This window comes from Sphingomonas radicis (assembly GCF_051400635.1).
In the GTDB taxonomy this organism is placed as follows: Bacteria; Pseudomonadota; Alphaproteobacteria; order Sphingomonadales; family Sphingomonadaceae; genus Sphingomonas.
Genome location: NZ_JBLFFG010000002.1, coordinates 734,233 through 758,909, shown reverse-complemented (window position 1 = coordinate 758,909; position 24,677 = coordinate 734,233). Strand labels below are relative to the sequence as shown.

The following is a 24,677-nucleotide window of genomic DNA, read 5'->3' as shown; positions in this document are numbered from 1 at the left end:
GGCCCGAAATCCCCATGCCGTCAGGCTGGTCAAATGGGCCGTCGGCAACCTCGCCCGCGGCGGGACGCGAGTTGGGACGAGAAGCGTGGTGGGAGCCGCTCCGCGACCCCGCTATCGGCACGCTGATCCAAGCCGCGCTCGCGGACAATCCGACTCTCGGCCAGGCCACTGCACGTGTCGATGAAGCCCGGGCAAGGGCGCGAGTTTCAGAAGGGCAACGGCTTCCGCAACTGTCCGTCAGCGGCAGCGCCGCTCGCGCGCGTGCCCAGGGCGCACAAGCTGCCGGTAGCGGGCTGACCGCCACAACAGTCCAGAACTCGGCGAATGTCGGGCCGGGTCTAACCTGGGAACTCGATCTTTGGGGACGGCTGAAGGAAACGGCGCGGGCCGCCAACCTGCGCCTCGATGCGAGGACCGCAGACGCCGCTGGAACCCGGCTGTCGCTGACAAGCCAGATCGCGGACGCCGTGCTGCGGCTGCGTGCTTGTGACTTCTCGCTTGCTGTCCACAGCCATGTCGTTCCTCGGACTCTACCGGGACCCGACCGTCGCGCTGGCGACCTCCGCCTGCGATTGGCGGATCGCGGACCTCGTCGAGGCTCGCCACCCGGTATCGCTGTATCTGGTCATCCCGCCCTCCGACATCTCGCGCACCAAGCCGCTGGTCCGGCTCGTCCTCAACCAGATCGGGCGTCGCCTTACCGAGCGCCTCCCGTCCGACCCGGGCGCGCGTCGGCACCAGCTGCTGATGATGCTCGACGAGTTCCCGGCGCTCGGCCGTCTCGACTTCTTCGAGACCGCGCTCGCCTTCATCGCCGGCTACGGCATCCGCGCCTATTTGATCGCGCAGTCGCTCAACCAGATCTCCAAGGCTTACGGCGAGAACAACGCCATCTTGGACAATTGCCATGTCCGGATTGCCTTCGCGACCAATGACGAACGCACGGCCAAGCGCGTCTCGGACGCGCTCGGCACCGCGACCGAGCAGCGCGCGATGCGCAACTATGCCGGGCACCGGCTCGCGCCCTGGCTCGCGCATGTCATGGTCAGCCGTCAGGAGACTGCCCGTCCGCTGCTCACTCCGGGCGAAGTCATGCAGCTGCCGCCGGACGAGGAGCTGGTGCTCGTCTCGGGGCTGGCGCCGATCCGTGCGGCCAAGCTGCGCTATTATGAAGATCCCCGTCTTCGTGCCCGTCTGCTGCCCGCGCCGGCACTGAACGCAGGGCGATATGCCGATTGCCCCGCGGCGCGTGGCGACGACTGGGGCACGGTATCGCGCGATGTCGACCTGCGCCTGGGCGATACTGCGCAGGAGGGGCCGGAGCCATTCGATGGCGGGCCGCAGCAGGAGCGGCATCCCGGGCTGGTCGATGAACAGGCGGTCGCCGTCGGACCGGAGGCCGGCGCGGACCCGCTCGGCATCGGTGACGACGATGGTGACGGGCGCCCTTCGTCCTTTGGCCAGTACCAACCTGGTAAGATCTTCCTCCGTCACGTCGAAGATCGACTTGGTGGCGAGCCTGGGCGCAATGTCGCAGGCGTAGATCGCTAGTTTGTCTGCGATCGTCCTAGGCTTGTTGCGCCGTTTGGCACGTGAAGCACGACCTTCTCGTACAGCGGCCATGTAGCGCTCGTGCACCCAGGCGACGGTGAACTTGGCGCGGTCGATCTCCTCCTGCTCGGCGGCGCGAGGATCGAGGCCGGCGTCGATCTTGGCGTTGAATCCGGCTGCCCATTCACGAGCGTCGGCAATGCTGAACTTTGGATAGCGTCCCAGAGTCCGCTTCAGTAGCTCGCCGCAGCACACGATCTGTCGGCGATAGCGCCACGTCCGCACGCCCTTTGCATTGACCTGTATCCACAAACCCGGCGTCTGCGGGTCCAAAAGATGCCCTTCATCCAGCGCGTCGATGCTGGCGGGAGTAAGCGATGTTCTTCTTGCCACAGTCCGACTCCAGGTCGGCGCAAAAGCCCAAAACAGGGGCAATAGATTGCCGTCTGCAGTGGAGAATGCAGGGGCAATGACAGGGGCAATAGAGGGGTCGAAACCAGTCTAGCGGGGTCTAAACCGGGCGAACCTTTGAAGCCGCCATTTTGCTCTGTGTTCAAGGACTTGAGGCCGAATCACGAGGATTCGTGTGGTGCCGGATGCAGGGCTCGAACCCGCGACCTTCGGTTTACAAAACCGCTGCTCTACCAGCTGAGCTAATCCGGCGCGGGCGCCTCCATGCGTCAGGGAACGCCGAAGGTCCAGCCCTCCGTTCGTGCAAGCTCCGGAGTTAACAGCCGTGGCGACCATAGTTCAGGCTGACCGGCAGCAGTACGGAGCCATGCGGCGCTGAGGATCGCGTCGGTGGCGTGATCATCGTAGCGCGCGAGCGGCGCGTGGGGCTTCGAGCCGAAGGCGGCGAGCAGTGCGTCGAGCGTGGCGGCGTCGCGGATCTTGGAGATGCCCTTGCGCATGCCCGCGATCCGCGCGGCGAGTGCGGTGTAGATCTCCACCAGCACCGGGCCGGCGGCCGGAACAGGATCGAACGGCCAGAGCCCAAGTTTGCCGCGGAGGCGATGGAGGACGCGCATGCCGGTGAGGCTCGACTTGCCCACCTGGCTCGCGCCGACGAGGTTGAAGCAGCTGTAGGGGGAGAGGCGCATTGCCTCCTGACCGTGCTCGCAGACGCGGAAGCGGCCGCGGCCGGGCGGGAAGAGATCGCCGCAATCGCCCATCTGGCGGAAGTGTCGGCGTGCGTCGGGGTGGTTGACGAAGCTCGTGGCGGCCAGATGGGGATCACCGGCGGAGAGATCGTCGACGAGTTTCCACAGCGCTGGGCCGTCGGGCGGGGAAAGGTCCCAGCCGGGGAAATAGGCGCCTTCGTCGTTGAAGGGGAAGGCGGGGGACAGGTCCAGACCGATGAGCGCGCGGGTGCCGCTATCGGCGAGCCCGCCCAGCCAATCGAGGATGTCCTGCCGGGACCAGTTTCGATCGAGCAGCTCGGGTGCGGCAGTGCCGGTGCGGGCGCGAGCCACCGCGAGGCCCTTGGGACGCTCGACGGCCTGACCGGACCAGTCGATCGCGATGAACTCCGTGAAGGTCAGGGGCGTTCTGCCATGCCCGCGGAGATGCGCTGGGGCTTCTTGGCGCGATCCCACCAGGCGCGCTGGATGTAGAGCTCGACTCGCTCGCGGCTGTCGGTGCCGTAGCGGACGAGGAGCATCGGATAGTTCGCGTAGTGCGGAGTCTGCCAGAAGGTCTCCGGGTCAGTCTCGAACAGGATCTCCTTCTCGGGATGAGGAACCATCAGTGCGAAGCTGCCCGGTTCGCGGCCGGGCGACATGAAGCCCTTGCCGTTGATCTTGGGGCAGGGCGTGCCCCACCATTTCTCCATCACCACATCGGGAAGCGCGCAGGCGGCGGCGCAGGCATCTTCCCAGTCACGCATGGATGCACCCGCTTGCCCTGAGCCTGTCGAAGGGCGGCCTTTCTGCGCCCCGACCGAGAAGCCAAGACGGCGCTTCGACAAGCTCAGCGCGAACGGAGCGGAGGTCACGCATCGCCGGGGTCCTCACGCAGCTTCTCGCGCATTGAATTCCACCAGGCGATGCGTTCGGCGACCCGCTTTTCGTGGCCACGGTCGGTGGGGGTGTAGAAGGTCTGGGGCGGCATTTCGGCCGGCCAGTAATTGTCGCCCGAGAAGCCGCCCTCGGCATCGTGATCGTATTGATAGCCTTTGCCATAGCCGATCTGCTTCATGAGTTTGGTCGGGGCGTTGAGGATGTTGGCGGGGGGCATCAGCGAGCCCGTTTCCTTGGCCGAGCGCCACGCAGCCTTCTGCGCCGCATAGACGGCGTTCGATTTGGGCGCGGTTGCCAGGTAGAGGCAGGCCTGGGCGATCGCCAACTCACCCTCGGGCGAGCCCAGGAAGTCGTAGGTGTCCTTCGCGGCGATGCACTGGACCAGCGCATTGGGATCGGCGAGGCCGATGTCCTCGACCGCGGCGCGCGTGAGGCGGCGGAGCAAGTAGAGCGGCTCCTCGCCCGCCACGAGCATGCGCGCGAGATAGTAGAGCGCCGCATCCGGATCCGAGCCGCGGATCGACTTGTGCAGCGCCGAGATCAGATTGTAGTGCCCCTCGCGATCCTTGTCGTAGACCGCGACGCGGCGCTGGAGGAAGTTCGACAGCGATCCGGGATCGAGCGGGGCTTCGAACGACACCGAAAAGAGCGTCTCGGCCTGGTTGAGCAGGAAGCGCCCATCGCCGTCTGCCGAGGCGACCAGCGCATCGCGCGCCTCGGGCGTGAGGGGGAGGGGGCGTCCCTCCAGTTCCTCGGCGCGGTCGAGCAGCTTGCACAGCGCCTTGTGGTCGAGCCGGTGGAGGATCAACACCTGCGCGCGGCTGAGGAGCGCGGCGTTGAGCTCGAAGCTGGGATTCTCGGTAGTGGCGCCGACCAGGGTGACGGTGCCGTCCTCGACATAGGGCAGGAAGCCGTCCTGCTGCGAGCGGTTGAAGCGGTGAATCTCGTCCACGAAGAGCAGCGTGCGCCGTCCTAGCCGGGCATATTCGCGCGCTTCGGCAAAGACTTTCTTGAGATCGGCTACCCCAGAGAAGACCGCCGAGATCGCGACGAAGCGCAGCCCCACCGCATCGGCGAGCAGGCGCGCGATCGTGGTCTTGCCGGTACCGGGCGGCCCCCAGAGGATGATCGAACTGAGCTTGCCAGCCGCGACCATCCGGCCGATCGCGCCTTCCGGACCGGTGAGGTGCTCCTGGCCAACGACATCCTCGAGCCGCTGCGGGCGCAGCCGATCGGCAAGCGGGCCGGCGGGCGATTCAGAGGCGAGCGGTGCCTGTTCCTCGGGTGCGAAAAGATCGGCCATCGCGGCGATAGATAGGCCCGGACGAAGCGCATTTACACTGGGGATGTGCGAGGCGGTTGACTCGGTTGACTCGATTCGCAGTTTTATCATGCCGGTCCCTCTGAGGAGGGGCATCCGACGCGACAGCGACGCGACGGTCAAACGACAAACACGCGACGCGCACACGACACCCAAGCGACTGTTTCGCGCTACCTTCGCGTCCGCCAAGCTTCGGATCAGGATCATGCGCTGCTCCGCGGAGATCATCCGCCCTTTTCGAATCTCGTCTATCAAATAAGAACATTACATGAACATTGCTCAAAAGTCAAATCCGGAGCTTGCGAAGATCGAATGAAGATATATCTTAGAGCTATCAGAATCGCATATGGAGTAACGAAATGCGTTTTCATCATCACGGGCGGCACGGCCGCCACGAATGCGGCGGGCGTCGCGGCTGGGGCCGCGGAGGCCCTTGGGCAATGGTCTGGGAGATGCACGAGGGACGCGGCGGCGGCCGCGGGCGGCGGATGTTCGACGGCAGCGAGCTTCGGCTCATCCTGCTCAAGCTGATCGAGGAGACCCCGCGCCACGGCTATGACCTGATCCGCGAGATCGAAGCGCGCTCGGGCGGTGCCTATGCGCCGAGCCCCGGCGTGGTCTATCCGACGCTAACCCTGCTCGACGACATGGGTTTGATCGAGGAGGCCAAGGCTGAAGGCGCACGCAAGGCCTTTGCAATCACCGACGCCGGCCGCGCCGAGCTGGTGGAGAAGGCGGGCGAGGTCGAGGCACTGTTCGCGCGGCTCGCCGAGCTCGGCGAAACGCATGCCCGTCACAGCGGCGGTCCGGTTCGTCGCGCCATGGGCAATTTGCGTACCGTGCTTCAGGAGCGGTTAACCGCGACGGACGTTGACTCCGAGGTGCTTCATGAGATTGCGGCTGTGCTCGACGAAGCCGCACGAAAGATCGAGAGGCTCTGAATGACGATCGCCACCGTCTCGGCATCCGTACTGATCCCGACCGAGCATGCGAGCCGCTATCTCCAGCAGCTCTGCAAGCACTGGCAACATAACCTGCAGGTGGAGTTCACGCCCGAAAACGGGACAGTGATCTTCCCCAAGGACGCCCGCGGCGCGAACTATCCGGGCGATGCGGTGGTGACCTTCAACGTTGCGGAGATGGGGCTGGTCGTGCGGATCGATGCCTCCTCCGCGGAGCAGCTCGAGGGATTGAAGGGGGCAGTCGCCCGGCACCTCGATCGCTTTGCCTTTCGCGAGGGCGAACTGCGCTACGACTGGCACTAGGCGCCGGCGCCTAGAGATATCGCATCCACCATGCGCCGCTGGCGCGCTTGATCGCCGCAAAGCGCCGGCAGGCAAACCAGCACGGCAACGCGACGATCATCGCCATCAGCCAGAGCATGCCCAGGTTCGGCAGGCTGACCAGCCCATTCGCGCTGAGCACTAGGGCCGCCAGGCGATTGAGGCCATGGAGCAGGTAAAGATGCAGGATGTAGAAGAACAGCGGCGCAGCGCCGAAGACGGCGAGGGCCGCCACCGGCCGTGCGGGCAGCTTCTCGAGCGCCAGGAGCAGCCACGCACCCATTCCGAGCGTCAGCAACAGGAAATCGGCCGAGGGTGGGTATTTGGTGAGATTGAGAAAGCTCTCCGCGGTCATCAACCAGGTGTCGCCGGCTTGCCATGGCGCCGGCTCGCCATAACCATTGGCTGCACGCAGAGCGACGAAGCCGAGCAGCGCCACCAGCCCGACAAGGCCGAGCCGACGCCGTCGTGAAGCCGGGTCCGCGCCCGCGGCGAACCAGGGGCCGATCGCATAGCCGAGCGCGATGACGCCGATCCACGGCAGCAGCGGATAGGAAGTGCGCGCCTGTCCGCCCCAGGGCAGATCGATATAGCCGCGGTCGTGCAGCACCGCCCAGAGCGCGTGCAACGGTTCGCCGGATGCGACATGGATCGGATCCAGCAAATTGTGCCCCAGCACGATGACCAGCCCGAGTGCTACGAGAGCCGCCCGCGGCAAATGCACCAGCACCGCGAGGGCGAGCATGGAAAGGCCGATCGCCCAGATCACCTGGAGGAACACCGTTGCGGGAGTCAGGTCGAAGGTCCAGGCGAAGTTCACCACCGTCCATTCGAGCGCGATCAGGAACAGCCCGCGCTTGGCCAGGAAGCCGGAAGCGGCGCGCGCACCGCCGCGCGGGGCGGCATAGAGCCAGGCGGCAAGCCCGGTGAGAGCGACGAACACCGGCGCACACAGATGGGCCGCAAGCCGAGTGAAGAACAGCGCCGGCTCGGTCGTCGCCAGGTCCATCGGATCGCTGACCTGCGCGTGCAGGTAGAAGAACTCGCGCGTGTGATCGACCAGCATCAGCAGGATGACGAGCCCGCGCAGGGCGTCGATCGAAAGGATGCGCGTGGGTCGGCGGGCAGTGTGATGGTCGAGCGTGGACGCAGGAAGTGAAACGGCCGGGGTTGACAGAATGGATCTCCTTCTCGCATCGGAGATGTTACATCATCTCTAAAAAGGCAACCCACTTGCTGAATCGATTTCCCGCGGCAGCGCTGCTGTCGCCGCTTCTGCTCTGTGCCTTCCCAGCATCCGCCGAGCCTGACGACGCTGTCGAACCGAAGGAAGGGCAGGAAATTGTCATATTGGGCACGCGTCAGTCGCAGGTCGATCCGACGCTCTCGTCCGGAGGCGCGACGGAAACCATGTCGCAGTCGAGCCGCTCGATCGAGCGCGACCTGCTGACGGCGGCCGGTGCCTATCGCCTTTCCGATGCGCTCGAGCTGGTGAGCGGCGTGAGCAACCAGAACAATCGCGGCGGCTTCCTCGACAATTTCGCGATCCGCGGGTTCCTGGGTACGCCGGACGGCGGTGCGGAATATTATGTCGACGGCTTCCTCGCCAATCGCGGCATGGGGCCGCCCCGCGACCCCGCAACTGTCGAGCGGATCGAGCTGCTGAAGGGGCCGGCAGGCGCGCTGTTCGGCGACATCGATCCGGCGGGGCGGGTGAACATCGTGAGCAAGACGCCGGCTTTCACTCCCGCGGCCAGCGCGACCTTCACCTTTGGATCCTACGGTAACCGCCGGATCGAACTCGACGCCACCGGCCCGATTTCCTCTACGCTGGCGGCGCGCATCGTAGTCGCAGGGGAGAACAGCGACGGTTGGCGCGATTTCGTCACGCTGAGACGGCGGGTAGTGGCACCATCGCTCACCTGGCGCCCAAGCGACGCGGTTCGCCTGACCTACATCGGCGAGATAACGCATTTCGACGCACCGTTCGATCGCGGCGTCCCGGCCATCGCTGGGGACGCCAACGCCGTGCCGCGATCGAACTTCTATGGCGAGCCCGGCGACGGAGTGACGCGTTTCCGCAACGAGCGGCACCAGTTGACGGGATTTGCCGAACTGGGTGGAAGCTGGGCGCTCAACGGCGGTGTTGCGTGGCGGACGGGATCGCTCAAGGGCTTCTCGTCCGATCAGTCGCGGCTGGTCGACAACCATATTCTGTGGCGCCAGCGCCGCTCGCGCGATTTCCTCGTCGATGACCTTTCGGCGCGGCTCGAGCTTTCGGGACGGATCGGCAGCCACCAACCGACCATCGGCATCAAGGGCTATCTGCTCGATTATGCCGAGCGCTGGATGCGCCGGAACCCGACTGCCGCGATGCCCTATGCGATCGACGTGTTCGAGCCGGTCTATGGCGGCACGCCGCCGGTGCTGCTGCCCTTCACTAACAATCGCGAGAAGCGCTGGTCGGGGACCATCTATGCGCAGGACATGTGGGAGGCGACCGATCGGCTGACGCTGGTCGGCGGCGTCCGCCTCGACGTCTATCGGCAGCGTATCCAGAACAACCGCACGGGCGAGACCGGCCGCGCGGTGGACGAGCCGGTGAATTTCCGGCTGGGCGCGCGCTACCGGCTGAGCGATGCGCTCGCGGTGCATGCCAATTGGGGCGAGAGCTACGTGCTCAATTCGGGCACCGATCGTTCCGGAGAGGGCTTCGCGCCCGAGCGGGGGAAGGGCTATGAGCTGGGCATCGCCGGCACCTGGCCGGGCATCGACGTGGCGCTCACCTGGTTCGACATCCGCAAGCAGGGCATCCTCACCAACGATCCGGTGGACCCCAATTTCCTCGCGCCGGTGGGCAGCCTCAAGAGCCGCGGGATCGAAGTGGACGCCTCGTTGAAGCTGGCGTCGCATTGGCAGATCGTCGGCAACTATTCCTGGACGGATGCGCGGGCGGACGACAGCAGCTTTGCGACCGACAGCGTGCTCAACGTGCCCGAACATGCCGGGACGCTCTTCGTGCTCGGACGGTTCGTCGGCGACGGCGGACGTGGCCTCTCGGTGAGTGCGGGGGTGAACTATGTCGGCGACCGGGCGGGGGCGATCGACGGAAGCGGGCTGGTGCTGCCCGCCTATGCGAAGGCCAAGGCGGCGGTGGAATATGCCTTTTCGAGCCAGTTCACCCTGCGTGCCGAAGCGGACAATCTGTTCGACGGCCACTATGCGCAAAGCTCATACAGCCCGGTGTGGATTTTCCCCGGTCAGCCGAGGACGATCCGCGTATCGGCACGGGTGAGCCTATGATTGCGATCCGCGGCGCCGCGCGATCACTTCGAGATAGGTGTCGAGCACGACCTGGTTGATCGCGCTCCACTCATAGCCTTTTGCCTTGGCATGGCCTGCCGCACCTGCGGATTTGTGAAGCGCGGGATCGGCGATCAGCTGTGCGATCGCGTCGGCATAGGCGTCCACGTCGCGCGGGGGGACCAGGAAGCCGTTCACGCCGTCGTCGATCAGGTCCACCGCGCCGGTCGCGCGCGCGGCGACCACCGGCACGCCTGCGGCCATCGCCTCGAGCGTTACGTTGCCGAAAGTTTCGGTGGCCGACGGATTGAACAGCACGTCCATCGAGGCGACCGCGCGGCCGAGATCGTCGCCCTTCTGGAAGCCTGCGAAGGCGGCCTCGGGCACGCGTTCGGCGAACCAGTCGCGCGCCGGGCCGTCGCCGATCACCAGCACCTTGTGCGGCACGCCGCGCGCGCGCAGCGCTCCGCAGACGTCGGCGAAGATGTCGAGCCCCTTTTCCAGGACCAGGCGGCCGAGGAAGCCCACTGCGAACTCCTCGTCGGCGATGCCGAGCGAGCGGCGCCATTCGAGGCTGCGGCGGGCCGGATCGAACCGGTCATGATCGACGCCGCGGGCCCAGATGCCGATCGGCGTGGTGACACCCCAGGAACGCAGGATGTCGGCAGTGGACTGGCCGGGTGTCATCACCTGATCGACGCGATTGTAGAAGCGCGTCAGCCCGCGGATCATCATCGGCTCGAGGAAGCCGATCTTATAATATTGCGGATAGGTCTCGAAGCGCGTGTGGAGCGAGGCGAGCGTGGGGATATCGTTCTCGCGTGCCCAGGTGACCGCACGGTGGCCGAGCACCTCTGGCGCGGAGACATGGACGATGTCGGGCGCGAAATCCTCAAGGTCTTCCTGCGTCACGCGCGGCAGCCGCCAGGCGAACTTATATTCGCCGCGCCCGCCGGGGATCGGCAGCGCCGGCACGCTCACCAGGTCGCCGGTCGGCGGGAAGGCGGGCGTGTCGGTGGTAGGCGAATAGACGCGGATCTGGACGCCCCGGCGCAGCAGGTGGCCGGCGAGCATGTTGAGCGCCTGGTTGGCGCCGTCGCGGACGTAATTATAGTTGCCGCTGAACATGGCGACACGGAGGTCCGACGCTTGCATCGCGCGGCGATAGCCGGGGCGGAGATGCGGAGCAAGATTGCGGGCCTTCGGCTGTTCGGGGGAGGGCGGAGAGTTGGGACTTGTTCCCTTCCTGTTCTTCCGCTAGCCATGAGCCCATGGCGAAACTCCAGAAGCGATATGTCTGCCAGGCGTGCGGCTCGGTCGCGTCCAAATGGGCGGGGCAGTGCGCCGATTGCGGGGATTGGAACACGCTAGTGGAGGATTCCGGCGCGGTGGTGACACCGTTCCAGGCGCGGCACAATCTCCAGTCGGGCGGGCGCGCGATCCAGCTCAGCGGGCTCGATGCCGATGTCCCGCTGCCCGAGCGGATGGCGACGGGAATCTCCGAGCTCGACCGGGCGCTGGGCGGCGGGTTCGTCGAAGCGTCGGCGACGCTAATCGGCGGCGATCCGGGGATCGGCAAGTCGACGCTGTTGCTCCAGGCGGCGGCGCGGATCGCGAGCCGCGGACTGAACGTCGCCTATGTCTCAGGCGAGGAAGCGGCGGATCAGGTGCGGCTGCGTGCGCGGCGGCTGGGGCTCGGCAATGCGCCGGTGCAGCTCGCCGCGGCGACTTCGGTGCGCGACATCCTCACGACGCTAGGTGAAGGCGCGGCGCCGGCGCTGATGGTGATCGATTCGATCCAGACGATGCATTCGGACCTGATCGAGGGCGCGCCGGGAACGGTGAGCCAGGTGCGCGCATCGGCGCAGGAGCTGATCCGCTTCGCCAAGGAGCGCGGGACGGCGCTGGTTCTGGTGGGGCATGTGACCAAGGACGGGAGCATCGCCGGACCGCGCGTGCTGGAGCATATGGTCGATACCGTGCTCGCTTTCGAGGGCGAGCGCAGCCACCAGTATCGCATTCTGCGCGCGGTCAAGAACCGCTTCGGCGGCACCGACGAGATCGGCGTTTTCGCGATGGAGGCCGAGGGGCTGAACGAAGTGGGAAACCCCTCCTCGCTGTTCCTCACCCACCGCGACGAGAATATGAGCGGCACGATCGTCTTCCCCGCGCTGGAGGGCACGCGGCCGGTGCTCGTCGAGGTGCAGGCGCTCACGGTGCGGCTGGCGAGCGGAGCGACGCCCCGGCGCGCGGTGGTCGGCTGGGACTCGGGGCGGCTGGCGATGGTGCTGGCGGTGCTCGAAGCGCGCTGCGGGCTGAGCTTTTCGGCGTGCGAAGTCTATCTCAACATCTCGGGCGGCTATCGGGTGCAGGATCCCGCGGCGGATCTGGCGGTGGCGGCGGCGCTGGTGTCGGCGCTTGCCGAGCGGCCGCTTCCGGCCGACGCGGTGGCGTTCGGCGAAATAGCGCTCTCGGGCGAAGTGCGACCGGTGGCGCACGGCGCGTTGCGCTGTCGCGAGGCGGCAAAGCTCGGGTTCGGGCGCGCGCTCGCGCCGGCCGCACAGACAGCCGACAAGGGCGGTCTCGACCTCGCGGGGTTCAAGAGTCTGGCCGCGTTCGTCGATCACCTGCTGGGGCGCTAGCTCCCCGGATCAGCGTACGACCATTCGGGTGTAGAGGTGCCAGGTCGCATAGCCGAGCAGCGGCAGCACCGCCGCGAGGCCGACGAAGAAGGGAATCGAGCCGGCGACCAGCAGGGCGGCGACGATGGCGCCCCAGCGAAACATGACTCCCTTGTTGGCGGCGACTGCGCGGATCGAAGTGTCGATCGCGGTGCGCGCATCGATATCCTTGTCGACGAGCATCGGCATCGACACGACGCTGATCGTGAGCACGAGCGCGGCGAAGAAGAGCCCGGCGAGATTGCCGATCGCGATCAATGCCCAGCCCTGGGGCGTGGTGAAGAGGCGCGTCAGGAATTCGCCGATCGATTCGGGGGGCGCGCCCATCAGCGCGAAATAGAGTGCTCCGGCGACGGCCATCCAGGCCACGAAGACCATCAACAGCAGCCCGCCAACGATCAGGATCGATTCGAATGCGGGGCGCCGGGCGACATCGAGGAAGTGCGACCAGTTCGCTTCCAGCCCCTGTTCGCGGCGGCGCGCGAGCTCGTAGAAGCCGATCGCGGCCAGCGGCCCGAGCAGCGCGATGCCCATGGCGAGCGGGAAGAAGAGATAGGCCAGCGATCCGTTGAGCGAAACGACCGCGGCAATCAAACCGACCAGCGGATAGATCAGGCCTACGAACAGCAGGTCGCCGCGCCGATCCATGAGATCGGCCCAGCCCTGGCGCAGCGCGTCCCTCAGATCGGCATCGCCGATGGTGCGGACTTCGATAATAGGCGCGGAACGATCGAGACGTTCCGAACGAGCGACTTCCATGGCGCTCTCCTGCGTTTTCCCCGCTCCGCCAGAATACGCGTCTATCGTCGTCGGGGCAACGCCGCTCGGCTGCCACCCCGCACACTTCCGCCCACGCGCGGCTTGCGGCATAGGCGGCCGCGGGAGGGCGCATGATGGCATTGACGGGTTTCGACATCATCGTGCTGATCGCGATCGGCGGCGCGGCGGTGCTCGGCTTCATGCGCGGCTTCGTCACCGAAGTGCTGGCGCTGCTCGCATGGCTGCTCGTGGTGCTCGCGATCAAGCTGTTTCATACCCCGCTGGCTGCCCTGCTGGCCGGTGTGGTGGGGACAGAGCCGGGTGCAGCGGTGCTCGCTTTCGCGGCGCTTGGCGGGGGCAGCTATCTGATCGGGCGGCTGATCGCCAATACGGTGGGGGCGCAGACCCGCAAGAGCATCCTCGGGCCGATCGATCGTGCGCTGGGGCTGGGATTCGGCGCGCTCAAGGGGCTGATTCTCGCCAGCGTCGCTTTCCTGCTGCTGGTGCTTGTGTTCGATACCGTCGGCGGCGGCCCCGCGAAGCGCCCCGAATGGATCCGCACATCGACCACCTACCCGATGCTCGACGCGACGAGCCGGACGATCGCCGATTTCGTCGACCGCCGCCGCCGGGGCGAGCCGGTGTTCGGGCCCGAAGCGCCTGGGGCAACGAATTCCACGGCCGATCAGGCCGATTAGCCTCTCGCACTTCCGACGCTCGTCGCCTAAGTCGGAAGCCGTAATGAATGCGCCGCTCTACAACACCGAAATCCTGCGGCTTGCCGCGTCGATCCCCTTCCACGAGCGGCTGGCCGCACCGATGGCGAGCGTCGAGAAGCGCTCCCCGGTGTGCGGCAGCCGCGTGACAGTGGATGTCGAGGTCGATGGCGAGGGCCGCGTCTCCGCGCTGGGGATGCTGGTGCGCGCCTGCGCGCTCGGCCAGGCTTCGGCGGCGCTGATGGGAATGCACGCGATCGGGCGCTCGGCGGAGGAGCTCGCCGTTGCACGCGATCAGCTGACCGCATGGCTCGCGGGTGAACGTGCGCCGCCGCCAGACTGGCCAGGATTCCAGCTGTTCGTTCCCGCGCTTGCGCACCGGGGCCGCCACGCATCGATCCGACTCGCGTTCGAAGCGGCTGCCGAGGCTGCGGCGAAGGCGCGCGGCTGATGGAGGGGCACGAGGGCATCTCGCTGCTCCGCGACAGCGTGCCGTTGCTCGGCTTCGCACTCATCTTCGTCCTCATCTTCCGCCGCCTGGGGCTGGGCGCCACGCTGGGCTATCTCGTGGCGGGCGCGCTCGTCGGTCCCCAGATGCTCGGCCTCGTCGGCGACGCCGAGGGCAAGATGGGGATCGCCGAACTCGGCATCTCGCTGCTGCTGTTCCTGGTGGGATTGGAGCTCAGCCCCAGCCGGCTCTGGCGGATGCGGCACGACATCTTCGGTTTCGGCACGCTACAGGTGACGCTGTGCGGCCTCGCGATCGCGCTGGTCGTCGCGGCGACCACCAACGCGACCGTCGCGGCGGCGCTCGCGTTGGGGCTTCCGCTCGCGCTCTCGTCGACCGCGCAGGTGCTGCCGATGCTCCAGTCGGCCGGGCGGATGCGCACTCCGATCGGCGAGCGCACCTTCTCGACCCTGCTGTTCCAGGATCTGTCGATCGTGCCGCTGATCACGATCATCGCGGCGCTCTCGCGCAATCCGGCCGATCAGGGTGGGCCGCCGGGCTGGCTGCTGGGGCTTTACACGGTGCTGGCGGTCGCCGGGCTGGTGCTCGCCGGCCGCTTCCTGCTCCGCCCGCTGTTCCGCCTGATCGGTAACCTGGGCGAGCGCGAGATGTTCGTCTTCGCCGGCCTGTTCGCAGTGATCGCGAGCGCCGCGGTGATGGAGACGCTAGGGCTCTCGACAGCGCTCGGCGCCTTCATCGCCGGTGTGATGCTGGCCGACAGCCCGTATCGCCACGAGCTGGAAGCCGATGTGGAGCCGTTCCGATCGATCCTGCTCGGGCTTTTTTTCCTCGCCGTGGGCATGGCGCTCGACCTGCACGCGATCGCGGAGCGGCCGTGGTTCGTCGTCGGAATGGCGCTGGCGCTGATCGCGACCAAGGCCGCCATCATCACGCTGCTGGCGCGGCTGTTTCGAATGCCCTGGCGGCAGGCGCTCGCAGTGGGGCTGCTGCTGAGCCAGGGCGGCGAGTTCGGCTTCGTGCTCTTTGCCCAGGCGCAGGACGCGCTGCTGATCCTTCCCGAAGCGGCGAGCCTGTTCGGCGCGATCGTGACGCTGTCCATGGCGACCACGCCCTTCCTGATGATGTTCAGCCAGCGGCTTCGCGCGGAGCCCGAGCCGAGCGCCGAGGGATTGGAAGGGCCGCAGCAGGACGGCGCGAATGCAATCGTCGTCGGCTATGGCCGCTTCGGCCAGACTGTGGCGCAGATGCTGATCGGCCAGGGAATTTCGGTGACGCTGGTCGATACCGACGTGGAGATGATCCAGACCGCGGGCGATTTCGGGATGAAAGTCTATTACGGCGACGGGACGCGGCTCGACCTGCTGCGCCAGGCCGGAGCGGCGGATGCCGAGCTGATCCTGTTCTGCCAGGATGGCGACGGGATGGACACCGAGCAGCTCGAAGCGATCCACCACGCCTTTCCCAAGGCATCGATCTTCGTGCGCGCCTATGACCGTCGCTCGATCATGCGGATGAAAGGCGCGCCGATCGCGGGCGCGGTGCGCGAGCTGATGGAGAGCGCGGTGGTGATGGCGCGGCGGGCGATGCAGGCGGTGGGAGTCGAGGTCTCCGAGATTGACAGGACCGAAGCCGAATATCGCCGGCGCGACTATGAGCGGCTTAAGGTCCAGCGCGAGACGGGCGACTTGCGGGCGGGCCGAGATGGCATGTTCACCCACGCCAACCCGACCACGGCGGCCCAATCCGACTTGGAGCGCGGCTGATGCTGGTGGCGGTGCTCGCCGCGCTTTCGGGTGCGTTGGCGGTGGGCGCGGGAGCGTTCGGTGCGCACGGAGCGAGCGGGGACGCGGCGGAGTGGCTGCGCACCGGCGGTCAGTATCAGCTCATCCATGCGGTGGCAGCGCTGGTCGCGGCGCGGATGGGCGCGGTGGCGCCCGCGTGGCTGTTCGTGGTCGGCGCGGCGATCTTTGCGGGGACGCTCTATGCGATGGCGCTCGGCGCGCCGCGTTGGCTGGGGGCGGTCACGCCGATCGGCGGGGCGGCGCTGATCGCGGGATGGCTATGGTTGGCTTGGCACGCGCTGCGCGGGTGAACGCCATGATCCGGGACCGGCATTTTGCCCTGGCATTCTGGCTGGCGGGAGCCTTCGCGTTGGTCATGGCTTCGCTGCCGCACCCTCCGCGTGTTCCGGGGGACCTCAGCGACAAGGCGCAGCATGCGACGGCATTCGCGGTACTGACGCTGTTTGCTGCCTTGGGCCATCCGCGCGTGCCGAAATGGCGGCTGGTGATCGGCCTGTCCTTGTTCGGAGCGTTCATCGAAGCGGTGCAGGCGATCCCGGCTCTGCACCGCGACTCGGATTGGCTCGACTGGGTGGTCGACACTGCTGCGATACTTATGGTTCTGGCATTGATCACCATCATTCGGCCGCTGCTCCGGCGCGCGAGGCAGGCGGCCTGAACTTCACTCCGCGAGCATCTTCTCCACCTGCGCCGCCACGGTCGGGTGATAGGTGCCGCGCGCCTCGGCAAAGATGCTCTGCGCGATCGGCTTGCCCCAGTCGCCCTGCTTGATCAGTGCCTCGTAGATCGGGCGGATAAGCAGCCCGCGGCCGACGCTCTTGGCGAAGGCGCGGATCGACGGGAGGGCGGGCTCGTAGCGATTGGCAATCGCCAGTTCGGCCCAGGCCGAGCGGACATAGGCGTTGGTCGAGGTTGATAGCCCCAGGGTCTCGTCGAGTTCTTTCAGTCGCGCAGGCGTCTGCTGGCGCGGCAGGCCATTGAGGAAGCGGAGCCATTGCTGCGTCGCCCAGCCCTGCGGCTGCACCGCCGAGATCGGCCCGCCTGCCTTCACGGCCGCGATCTTGGCGTCAATCTCGGCCAGTGTGGCCGACTGGACATGAACTGCGTTCTCCGGGAGGCCGGGCTGGTACACCCAGCGATCGAGCTGGAGCTTCGCTTCGAGCGCCGCATCGCCCTTGATCAGGTTCTTGCGCAGATCGGCGAGGAAGCCCGCGCTCGTTTGCGGCTGAAAGGCGTGGCGATCGAAATAGGAGCGCAGATACGCATCCCACCGCTCGCGGCCGACCGCCGCCTCGATCGTGCGGAGGAAAGTCGATCCCTTGAAATAGTCGAGCTGGCCGAAGGTGGTGCCGGGATCGCCGTGCAGCCGCGTGGTGGGCGCCTGTGGCCCGCCGGCGTTGGCGATATCCTCCTGCAGGCCGTCCCAGTCGAGATCGGCGTACATGGCAGCGCGCTCCTGGCCGTAGAGCGCCTCCATGATCCGGTTCTCGAAATAGGTTGTGAAGCCCTCGTTGAGCCAGGAATCCGACCAAGTCGCGTTAGTGACGAGGTTGCCCGACCAGCTGTGCGCAAGTTCGTGCGCGACGACGTCGGTGTTCGAGCGGTCTCCAGTGATGATCGTCGGGGTGAGGAAGGTGAGGGTGGGGTTTTCCATGCCTCCGTAGGGGAAGCTCGGTGGCAGGACGAGCATGTCGTAGCGGCCCCAGCGATAGGGGCCGTAGAGCGCCTGGGCGGCGTCGATCATCTTCTCGATATCGGCGACTTCGCTGGCGGCCGCCTCGAGCATCGCGGGCTCGGTCCAGACGCCGGTGCGCGGTCCGGTGGCCTTGAAGGCGAGGTCGCCCACCGCCATCGCGATCAGATAGGGCGGCACCGGCTTGTCCATGCGGAAGCGGAAGCTGCGCTTGCCGCCAGCGGCGGGCTGGCCTTTCTCCCCGTCTAGTCGCTCGCCGCTCATCACTGCGACGAAGCCATCGGGAACGGTGAGGGTGGCGGACCAGGTCTGGCGGATGCCGGGGCTGTCCTGGGTGGGAATCCAGCTGCGATTGTTGATCGGCTGGCCTTGGCTGAACAGATAGGGCTTCTTCTTGCCCGCAGTGAGCTCGGGCGCGAGCCACTGGAGCGCGCTGGCACCGGGCTTGGTCCGATAGCGGATGAGGATCTTGTCGTTGCCGTCGAGCTCGATCGTCAGCGCCGAACCGAGTTCCTTGTCGCGCGGGCCGACCGTGTAGCGAAGCGGCTTGCCCTTGCGGCAGGTAACTGCCTGGATCTCCAGATCGTCGACGTCGAGCACGATCTGCTTCGCACCCTTGGCCGCCAGCACATCGAGCATGGCAGTTCCGGACAGCGTCTTCGTGGCGAAATCGACATCGAGGTTGATGTCGACATGCGTGACGCGTGCCACCTGCGGCTCGGCGTGCGTCCAGACGTCCTTCGCTTCGGGAGCGGTGAGGATCGGCGCGGGCTGCGCCTGCTGGGCGAAGGCCGAGATGGCGGTGGTGGTCATCAGGGCGGCGATGGCGGGAAGGAGGATGCGCATGGCGGCTTGCTATGCGGTTCGCGGCTGAACGGCAACTGGATGGCGTAGCGGGGTGCGGGGCGGGGCAGGGGAATACGCCCTCTTCCTGCCCGCCGGAAAGGCGCGTTTCGGACGTCAGCGCGGCTGGCGATCTAGAAAGGCTTCGACTTCCTTCAGATCGACGCTCTTGTCGACATAGGTCTGCCCGATCCCGCGCGCGAGGAGGAAGGGGAGGGTGCCGGCCGCCATCTTCTTGTCGTGGAGCATGTGTTCGACCAGCCGCGCGCCCGAGGCAGTGACGCCCGCGGCGGCGAGACCGTCGGGGAGACCGACGGCACGCAGGTGCGCGGCGACACGTTCGGCATCCTGGCCGGGGCAGAGGCCTTTTTCGGCCGAGAAGCCAAAGGCAAGCGCCATGCCCGCGGCGACCCCTTCACCGTGGAGCAGCTTGTCGGAGAAGCCGGTCTCGGCCTCGAGCGCATGGCCGAAGGTGTGGCCCAGATTGAGCAACGCGCGCTTGCCCGTGGTCTCGCGCTCGTCCTCCGCCACGATCCGCGCCTTGGCTGCTACCGAATGGGCGATGGCATGTTCGCGGGCTGCGGGATCGCCGTCGAGCAGCGCGGCGGCATTGGCCTCGCACCATTCGAAGAAAGCGAAATCATCGATCAGCCCGTATTTGACCACCTCGGCATACCCCGCGCGAAGCTCACGCAGCGGCAGGGTGTCGAGCACCTGCGGGTCGATCAGCACCAGCGCGGGCTGGTGGAAGGCGCCGATCAGGTTCTTGCCTGCGCGTGTGTTAATCGCAGTCTTGCCGCCTACCGACGAATCGACTTGCGCCAACAGGGTGGTGGGCACCTGGACGAAGTTGCAGCCGCGCTTGAGGATGGAGGTGGCGAAGCCTACGAGATCGCCGATCACGCCCCCGCCGAGCGCGATCACGTAATCGCTGCGCTCGATGCCGAGTTCGAGCAGCCGGTTGGTCAGCGCCTCGAGCTGGCGCCAGCTCTTGGTGCCTTCGCCGGGAGGGAGCACGATCGCCTCGCTGGCGATGCCTGCCTCGGCGAGGCTTGCCTGAAGTGTTGCCAGAGGGCCGTGAAGGTGGCTGTCGGTGACGATCGGCATCGGCCGTCCTCGGCCCAGCGGCGCGAGCGCTTCGCCGGCGCGGGCGAGCAGGCCGGATTCGATGCGGACGTCGTAGCTGCGCTCGCCGAGCGCGACGGGAACGGTGGTCAAGAGCGGATCGCCTTCAGGATTTCGTCGACGGTGGCGTCATGGGGTGCCGCTATGCTCTGCACCCGGATCGGCGCAAGTGCGTAGAATGGATTGCGGATGCCGGCGAGCTCGGTGAGCACTTCCTCGGGGTCACGACCGCGCAGCAGCGGCCGGGTGTCGCGGCGGCGGACGCGGTCGGCAAGCACCGCGGGCTCGGCGTCGAGCCAGATCGCGAGCGCCTGGTCGAGGATCAGCGCACGCGTCTCGGCATTGACGAAGGCACCGCCGCCGGTAGCGATCACCTTGGGGCGCCCATCGATCAGCCGGGCGATCACCCGCCGCTCGCCGTCGCGGAAATAGGGCTCGCCGAATCGATCGAAGATGTCGGCGATCGTCATCCCCGCGGCTCGCTCGATCTCATGGTCGGCATCGACGAAGGGCAGCCGCATGCGCTGCGCCAGCCGCCGGCCGACCGTCGTCTTGCCGGCTCCCATCAGCCCGACCAGCACGATCGGTTTGCCCGCCCAGGCTCCTGTGCTCGCTTGCGTTTGTAACATCCTGCGGGGGGCTATACAGCGACGCCGGGTGTCGGGCAAAAGGCCCGCCGCAAATCATTTCTTTGGGATAGTACCCATGTCGCGTTCGCTCCTTGCGCTGCTTGTCGTCCTCGTGCTGGTGATCGGGGGACTGGTGTTCCTCTCGACGCGGAGCGCCGAGAAGGAACCCGTTCGCATGGAGAAGGTGGTCCCTCTTGATAACCTCACGAATTAAGCGTTCGCGGATCGGGCTGGCGGTAGCGCTGCTGCTTGCCGGCGCCGCAGTACCCGCAATCGGGCAGGACACGCCCGAATCGCTGCTTCCTCCCGGCTTCGACGACCCGGCGCCGACCCCGGGTCCGGCCCCCGCGCCGAGCCGGCCGGCCGAGAGTGCTGCTCCGACGGTGCAGCCCATTCCGCTTCCCTCGGACGAACTCGACCTGGGCAATCTCTCCGTGCTGCCCGACGGCAATGCGACCGCAGCCGAGGAGATCGTCGACCTGAGCAAGTATGAGCTGCCCGAATTCGCGCGGCATTCGCTTGCGCGCACCGGCGTGATGGCTGCGGGCAATGTCGCGTTTCCCGCGGACTCATTGGGGAATACCGACGGCCGTTTCCTCGCCACGCTGATGCGCCGGCTGGATGCACCGGTCGCGTCGCGCTGGGTCTCGATCGCGCTTCGCCGGGCGCTGATGTCGCCGCTCGATACACCCGCGAACGTCAACGGAGCCGATTTTGCCGCGGAGCGCGCGTGGGTGCTGCTGCGCATGGGCGAGGCGATGGCGGCGCGCGCGGTGGTGAACGACGTCGATCTCGACAATTACACCACCACCATGTTCCAGGTAGCGATGCAGGCCTCGCTCGCGACCGCCGATCCGGCCGGTCTCTGTCCGCTGGTCGATCGCGGGGCGGAGGCGATCCGCCAGCGGGGTTGGGCACTCGCAAAGGCGATGTGCGCCGGGCTCGCGGGCCGGCCCAACGAAGCGGGGCAACTCCTCACCCAGGCGCGCTGGGGCACGAGCCCGGGCGATATCGACAGCCTGCTTGCCGAGAAGGTGCTGGGCACCGGTGCGCAGGGCCGGCGCGCCGTGACGATCGAATGGAACGGCGTCGACCGGCTCACGGCGTGGCGCTGGGGGATGGCCACCGCGACTGGAGTCGAGGTGCCGACCGATCTCTACCGCACCGCCGGTGCGCAGGTGCGCTATTGGCAAGCGCTCGCCCCCAACATCGATGCGGCAGCGCGCGCGCCTGCAGCGGAGCTGGCGGCGGCGGCTGGGGTCTTCTCGAGCGCGGGGCTCGTCGATCTTTACAGCGAAATTGATCAGCAATCCGACGCCAGCGGAGCGGCTGCCACGGTCGCGCGTGATCTGCGCAGGGCCTATGCGAGCAGCGACGTGCAGGATCGCGTGAGCGCGATGCGCGCGTTGTGGGATGCGGCAGACACCGCACGCACCCGCTACGCGCGGATGATCCTGACGGCGCGTGCGGCGGCGTGGGTTCCGGCCGGAACGGACGTGGAGGACTCCGGGCAGCTCATCGCTTCGATGCTCTCCGCCGGCTACGACCGGGCTGCGATGCAGTGGCGTGCCGCGGAGGAAGACGGAAGCCAGGGCTGGGCGCTGCTCGCGCTCGCGGATCCTTCGGATACGGCGCGCGTGGATTATGGCGATTTCGAAAGCTTCGCCAATGCGCAGGGTGGCCGCAAGGCGCAGCTGCTGCTCGCGGGGCTCGCCGGCCTAGGACGGTTGAACGCGGGGGAAGCGCAGCGCGGCGCGGTGGCGGTGGATGTGCAGATCGGCGGCGTGAACGGCTGGACCCGCGCGATCGATGCGGCGGGACAGCGTGGCGATGCCGCGACCGTGGCGCTACTCGCCGCGGTGGGGATGCAGGCATCCAGCTGGGCGCGTGTGTCGCCCGAGGCGCTATTCCATATCGTTGCGGCGATGCGCGCCGCTGGGATGGGACACTATGCCCGGATGATCGCCGTCGAGGCGATCACGCGGGCTTGAGCGGCTTCGCCGATCCTGCGCTGATCGAGCGCTTCCTCGAGATGATGCGAGCGGAGGCGGGCGCCGCCGCGAACACGATCGCCGCCTATGGCACCGATCTCCGGCTCGCCTCCGAAGTTCTGGAAGGACGGCTGGGGGAAGCGGACTCGGCTGATCTGCAACGGCTGGGAGCGGAATGGCAGGCACTGTCGCGGGCGACGGTGGCCCGCAAGTCGGCGGCGCTGCGGCGCTTCTTCGCCTTTCTCGCCGACGAGGGGCTGCGCAGCGACGATCCCGGCGGGGCGCTGCCACGGCCGGGCACCGCGCGAACGCTGCCCAAGGTACTCAGCACCGCTGATGTGGATCGCCTGTTCGAGGCGATAGCAGACCGGATTGCGCGTGTGCCGCCCGATCCACTCGACCTCCGTCTCGCTGCGCTGATCGAGCTGCTCTACGGATCGGGGCTGCGCGCGACCGAGCTCGTGTCGATCCCGCGCAACGCGATAGCGCCCGATCGCCCGTACCTTATGCTGAAGGGCAAGGGGGAACGCGAGCGTCTCGTTCCGATCTCGGATCGCGCACGCGCCGCGGTGGCTGCCTGGCGTGAGCATGTGGCGGCCGAGCGGCCGTGGCTGTTTCCCTCGGGCAAGGGCCACCTCTCGCGCGTGCGACTCTATCAGCTCGTTCGTGCGCTGGCGGCAGAGGCCGGAATCCCGCCCGACCGGATCAGCCCGCACGTGCTGCGCCACGCCTTCGCGACGCACCTGCTCGAAGGTGGCGCCGACCTGCGCGCACTCCAGGCGATGCTCGGGCACGCGGACATTGCCACGACGGAAATCTACACCCATGTCGACAGCCGCCGGCTGGTAGAGCTGGTCAACGCCCGCCACCCGCTGGGCGAGGCGCTCGTTGACGTGAAGTCGCGCCCGTCCTAACCCCCGCGCCGATGGCAACTTTCCTCGACTTCGAGAAACCGATCGCCGAGCTGCAAAGCCGGATCGACGAGCTGCGCCGCACCGCCGAAGGGGGCGCGGTGGATATCGATGCGGAGATCGCTCCGCTTCAGGCCAAGGCCGAGCGGCTGCTCCACGACACCTATGCCAAGCTCACGCCCTGGCAGAAGACGCAGGTCGCGCGTCACCCCGAGCGGCCGCACTTCAAACATTATGTCGCCGGGCTGATCGAGGATTTCATGCCGCTGGCGGGCGATCGTGCCTTTGCCGACGACGCCGCGATCATCGGCGGGCTGGGCCGCTTCCGCGGGCGCCGGGTGATGGTGATCGGCCACGAAAAGGGCGACGACACCGCGAGCCGCCTCAAGCACAATTTCGGCATGGGCAAGCCGGAAGGCTATCGCAAAGCGATCCGGCTGATGAAGCTCGCCGATAAGTTTGCACTGCCGGTGATCACGCTCGTGGATACTTCGGGGGCGTTTCCCGGCGTTCAGGCGGAAGAGCGCGGCCAGGCGGAGGCGATCGCGCGTTCGACCGAGCAGTGCCTGAATCTGGGTGTGCCCTTGGTCTCCGCGATTCTTGGCGAAGGTGGCTCAGGCGGCGCGATCGCGCTTGCGGCGGGCAACAGCGTGCTGATGATGGAGCATGCGGTCTATTCGGTGATCTCGCCCGAAGGCTGCGCCTCGATCCTGTGGCGCACTGCCGAGAAGGCCGCGGACGCAGCCGAGGCGATGAAGGTGACTGCACAGCATCTCAAGGAGCTGAGGATCATCGACAGGATCGTGGCCGAGCCGCTGGGCGGCGCGCATCGCGATCCGGATGCGGCAGTGCAGGCGCTCGGCGACGCCGTGGCGGATTCGCTCGATGCGCTCGACGGACTCTCGGCGGATGCGCTGCGACAGGCGCGGCGGGCCAAGTTCCTGGCGATGGGACGAGTCTAAAAAGCTCGTCTAGCGGCTTCGACAACTCGCAAAAGAAAGGGGCGGCGGAACCAGGTTCCGCCGCCCCTCGCGTTTAGGTGGCCTTACGACCCCGCCGCCGGCGCTTCGGCACCCTTCATGCTCGACGAAACCTCGTTGAAGGTGTTGCCAAGCTGGTTGCCCAGGTTGCCCATGGCGACGATGGCTGCGACGGCGATGAGCGCGGCGATCAGGCCGTACTCGATCGCGGTGGCGCCCTTGGAATTCTTCAGGAAATTGCGGATTTTCTGCATAACCGGTCTCCACGTTTCGAAAGTTGCTTCATTACCCGGCCGGCCGGGGGACCCGGTTCGGCACTTTGAAGGCTATCGCGGTGGGGTAAAGAAATGCCTAAATTCAAATATTAACGAGAAGTTTGCATTATCAGGAGGCGGCGAGCACCTGTTCGGCGATGTCGTTCCACATGCCGGTGGCCACGTCGCTGAAAGCCATCAGGGCGGCGAACATCGCGAGCACGATCATCGTAATGATCAGCGCATATTCGACGGCGGTGGCAGCGCGGCGATCGCCGATCAGTCGCGCAAAAAGCTGAACCAGGGCTCGCATCGACACCGCTTCTCCTCCAAGGACGGGCCCGAAGC

General features: G+C 67.0%; 24 protein-coding genes, 1 tRNA gene and 3 pseudogenes. 15 read left to right on the top strand and 13 right to left on the bottom strand.

Annotation, left to right across the window (positions count from 1 at the left end; all coding sequences use genetic code 11):
• Positions 1–14 precede the first annotated feature (14 nt).
• Together ACMGDH_RS10550 and ACMGDH_RS10545 are read left to right on the top strand one after the other, a co-directional pair.
• Positions 15–473, top strand: a pseudogene (locus ACMGDH_RS10550) (TolC family protein); the annotation flags it as partial.
• Between the two features lie 19 nt (positions 474–492).
• Positions 493–1,440: pseudogene (locus tag ACMGDH_RS10545) on the top strand (type IV secretory system conjugative DNA transfer family protein); the annotation flags it as partial.
• 240 nt (positions 1,441–1,680) lie between these two features.
• On the opposite strand, the pseudogene ACMGDH_RS10540 reads toward ACMGDH_RS10545, so the two are convergent.
• From ACMGDH_RS10540 to ACMGDH_RS10520, 5 genes and pseudogenes are all read right to left on the bottom strand, one after another.
• A pseudogene (locus tag ACMGDH_RS10540) lies at positions 1,681–1,944 on the bottom strand (Arm DNA-binding domain-containing protein); the annotation flags it as partial.
• Between the two features lie 194 nt (positions 1,945–2,138).
• Positions 2,139–2,214: transfer RNA gene (locus tag ACMGDH_RS10535), tRNA-Thr, on the bottom strand.
• A gap of 17 nt (positions 2,215–2,231) precedes the next feature.
• Positions 2,232–3,092 (bottom strand): hypothetical protein, encoded by an 861-nt coding sequence (locus ACMGDH_RS10530; RefSeq protein ID WP_436828246.1) that lies wholly within the window; start codon positions 3,090–3,092, stop codon positions 2,232–2,234.
• Positions 3,089–3,436 (bottom strand): hypothetical protein, encoded by a 348-nt coding sequence (locus tag ACMGDH_RS10525; RefSeq protein ID WP_436827884.1) that lies wholly within the window; start codon positions 3,434–3,436, stop codon positions 3,089–3,091. The genes ACMGDH_RS10530 and ACMGDH_RS10525 overlap by 4 nt, the downstream gene beginning before the upstream one ends.
• A gap of 104 nt (positions 3,437–3,540) precedes the next feature.
• Positions 3,541–4,872 carry a replication-associated recombination protein A gene (locus ACMGDH_RS10520; protein ID WP_436827883.1) on the bottom strand — a complete coding sequence of 444 codons (1,332 nt, stop codon included), beginning with the start codon at positions 4,870–4,872 and terminating at the stop codon, positions 3,541–3,543.
• 377 nt (positions 4,873–5,249) lie between these two features.
• Between ACMGDH_RS10520 and ACMGDH_RS10515 the strand changes: the two genes are divergently transcribed.
• Together ACMGDH_RS10515 and ACMGDH_RS10510 are read left to right on the top strand one after the other, a co-directional pair.
• The gene (locus tag ACMGDH_RS10515) at positions 5,250–5,831 is read left to right on the top strand and encodes a PadR family transcriptional regulator (protein ID WP_436827882.1); all 582 of its coding nucleotides are present in this window, start codon (positions 5,250–5,252) and stop codon (positions 5,829–5,831) included.
• Complete coding sequence (locus ACMGDH_RS10510; protein WP_436827881.1) at positions 5,832–6,155, top strand: DUF2218 domain-containing protein; 324 nt, start codon at positions 5,832–5,834, stop codon at positions 6,153–6,155.
• 10 nt (positions 6,156–6,165) lie between these two features.
• Here the strand turns inward: ACMGDH_RS10510 and ACMGDH_RS10505 are convergent, their stop codons facing one another.
• Complete coding sequence (locus tag ACMGDH_RS10505; RefSeq protein ID WP_436828245.1) at positions 6,166–7,272, bottom strand: acetyltransferase domain-containing protein; 1,107 nt, start codon at positions 7,270–7,272, stop codon at positions 6,166–6,168.
• 134 nt (positions 7,273–7,406) lie between these two features.
• Here ACMGDH_RS10505 and ACMGDH_RS10500 point away from each other — a divergent pair, with 134 nt between their 5' ends.
• Complete coding sequence (locus tag ACMGDH_RS10500; protein WP_436827880.1) at positions 7,407–9,476, top strand: TonB-dependent siderophore receptor; 2,070 nt, start codon at positions 7,407–7,409, stop codon at positions 9,474–9,476.
• Here ACMGDH_RS10500 and ACMGDH_RS10495 read toward each other — a convergent pair.
• On the bottom strand, positions 9,471–10,631 hold the full coding sequence (locus ACMGDH_RS10495) for a glycosyltransferase family 4 protein (protein WP_436827879.1): 1,161 nt from the start codon (positions 10,629–10,631) through the stop codon (positions 9,471–9,473). The two genes, ACMGDH_RS10500 and ACMGDH_RS10495, sit on opposite strands and share 6 nt — an antisense overlap.
• 116 nt (positions 10,632–10,747) lie before the next feature.
• Between ACMGDH_RS10495 and radA the strand changes: the two genes are divergently transcribed.
• Entirely contained in the window at positions 10,748–12,118 is a 1,371-nt protein-coding gene (gene radA, locus ACMGDH_RS10490) for a DNA repair protein RadA (protein ID WP_436827878.1), read from the top strand.
• Positions 12,119–12,127: 9 nt separating this feature from the next.
• Here radA and ACMGDH_RS10485 read toward each other — a convergent pair whose 3' ends face one another.
• A complete protein-coding gene (locus ACMGDH_RS10485; RefSeq protein ID WP_436827877.1) occupies positions 12,128–12,916 on the bottom strand; it encodes a DUF2189 domain-containing protein in 789 nt (262 codons plus the stop codon).
• A 134-nt stretch (positions 12,917–13,050) separates the two neighbouring features.
• On the opposite strand from ACMGDH_RS10485, the gene ACMGDH_RS10480 reads away from it, so the two are divergent.
• From ACMGDH_RS10480 to ACMGDH_RS10460, 5 genes are read left to right on the top strand one after another with little or no spacing between them, the layout of a single operon-like run.
• The gene (locus ACMGDH_RS10480; protein ID WP_436828244.1) at positions 13,051–13,614 is read left to right on the top strand and encodes a CvpA family protein; all 564 of its coding nucleotides are present in this window, start codon (positions 13,051–13,053) and stop codon (positions 13,612–13,614) included.
• A gap of 43 nt (positions 13,615–13,657) precedes the next feature.
• Positions 13,658–14,083 carry an iron-sulfur cluster assembly scaffold protein gene (locus ACMGDH_RS10475; RefSeq protein ID WP_436827876.1) on the top strand — a complete coding sequence of 142 codons (426 nt, stop codon included), beginning with the start codon at positions 13,658–13,660 and terminating at the stop codon, positions 14,081–14,083.
• On the top strand, positions 14,083–15,864 hold the full coding sequence (locus ACMGDH_RS10470) for a cation:proton antiporter domain-containing protein (RefSeq protein WP_436827875.1): 1,782 nt from the start codon (positions 14,083–14,085) through the stop codon (positions 15,862–15,864). Before ACMGDH_RS10475 ends, ACMGDH_RS10470 begins: the two co-directional genes overlap by 1 nt.
• Complete coding sequence (locus ACMGDH_RS10465) at positions 15,864–16,193, top strand: DUF423 domain-containing protein (RefSeq protein WP_436827874.1); 330 nt, start codon at positions 15,864–15,866, stop codon at positions 16,191–16,193. Before ACMGDH_RS10470 ends, ACMGDH_RS10465 begins: the two co-directional genes overlap by 1 nt.
• A 5-nt stretch (positions 16,194–16,198) precedes the next feature.
• Positions 16,199–16,561 (top strand): hypothetical protein, encoded by a 363-nt coding sequence (locus ACMGDH_RS10460; protein ID WP_436828243.1) that lies wholly within the window; start codon positions 16,199–16,201, stop codon positions 16,559–16,561.
• Between the two features lie 3 nt (positions 16,562–16,564).
• Here the strand turns inward: ACMGDH_RS10460 and ACMGDH_RS10455 are convergent, their stop codons facing one another.
• The 3 genes from ACMGDH_RS10455 to ACMGDH_RS10445 all read right to left on the bottom strand — a co-directional run bounded on the left by ACMGDH_RS10455 (position 16,565) and on the right by ACMGDH_RS10445 (position 20,193).
• Positions 16,565–18,442: a M1 family metallopeptidase gene (locus tag ACMGDH_RS10455; RefSeq protein ID WP_436827873.1), complete on the bottom strand. Its 1,878-nt coding sequence runs from the start codon at positions 18,440–18,442 to the stop codon at positions 16,565–16,567.
• 114 nt (positions 18,443–18,556) lie between these two features.
• Positions 18,557–19,657: a 3-dehydroquinate synthase gene (gene aroB, locus ACMGDH_RS10450; RefSeq protein ID WP_436827872.1), complete on the bottom strand. Its 1,101-nt coding sequence runs from the start codon at positions 19,655–19,657 to the stop codon at positions 18,557–18,559.
• Positions 19,654–20,193, bottom strand: coding sequence for a shikimate kinase (locus ACMGDH_RS10445; protein ID WP_436827871.1), 540 nt, complete (start codon positions 20,191–20,193; stop codon positions 19,654–19,656). Before ACMGDH_RS10445 ends, aroB begins: the two co-directional genes overlap by 4 nt.
• 76 nt (positions 20,194–20,269) lie before the next feature.
• Here ACMGDH_RS10445 and ACMGDH_RS10440 point away from each other — a divergent pair, with 76 nt between their 5' ends.
• Genes ACMGDH_RS10440 through ACMGDH_RS10425 form a run of 4 tightly spaced genes read left to right on the top strand, consistent with a single transcriptional unit; the run spans position 20,270 to position 24,057 of the window.
• Positions 20,270–20,407 carry a hypothetical protein gene (locus ACMGDH_RS10440; protein ID WP_436827870.1) on the top strand — a complete coding sequence of 46 codons (138 nt, stop codon included), beginning with the start codon at positions 20,270–20,272 and terminating at the stop codon, positions 20,405–20,407.
• Positions 20,388–22,184 (top strand): hypothetical protein, encoded by a 1,797-nt coding sequence (locus ACMGDH_RS10435; protein WP_436827869.1) that lies wholly within the window; start codon positions 20,388–20,390, stop codon positions 22,182–22,184. Before ACMGDH_RS10440 ends, ACMGDH_RS10435 begins: the two co-directional genes overlap by 20 nt.
• Entirely contained in the window at positions 22,181–23,098 is a 918-nt protein-coding gene (locus tag ACMGDH_RS10430) for a tyrosine recombinase (protein WP_436827868.1), read from the top strand. The genes ACMGDH_RS10435 and ACMGDH_RS10430 overlap by 4 nt, the downstream gene beginning before the upstream one ends.
• An 11-nt stretch (positions 23,099–23,109) precedes the next feature.
• Complete coding sequence (locus ACMGDH_RS10425) at positions 23,110–24,057, top strand: acetyl-CoA carboxylase carboxyltransferase subunit alpha (protein ID WP_436827867.1); 948 nt, start codon at positions 23,110–23,112, stop codon at positions 24,055–24,057.
• A gap of 83 nt (positions 24,058–24,140) precedes the next feature.
• Here ACMGDH_RS10425 and ACMGDH_RS10420 read toward each other — a convergent pair whose 3' ends face one another.
• Together ACMGDH_RS10420 and ACMGDH_RS10415 are read right to left on the bottom strand one after the other, a co-directional pair.
• A complete protein-coding gene (locus ACMGDH_RS10420; protein WP_436827866.1) occupies positions 24,141–24,329 on the bottom strand; it encodes a Flp family type IVb pilin in 189 nt (62 codons plus the stop codon).
• Positions 24,330–24,459: 130 nt separating this feature from the next.
• Entirely contained in the window at positions 24,460–24,642 is a 183-nt protein-coding gene (locus ACMGDH_RS10415; RefSeq protein WP_436827865.1) for a Flp family type IVb pilin, read from the bottom strand.
• Between the last annotated feature and the right edge of the window lie 35 nt (positions 24,643–24,677).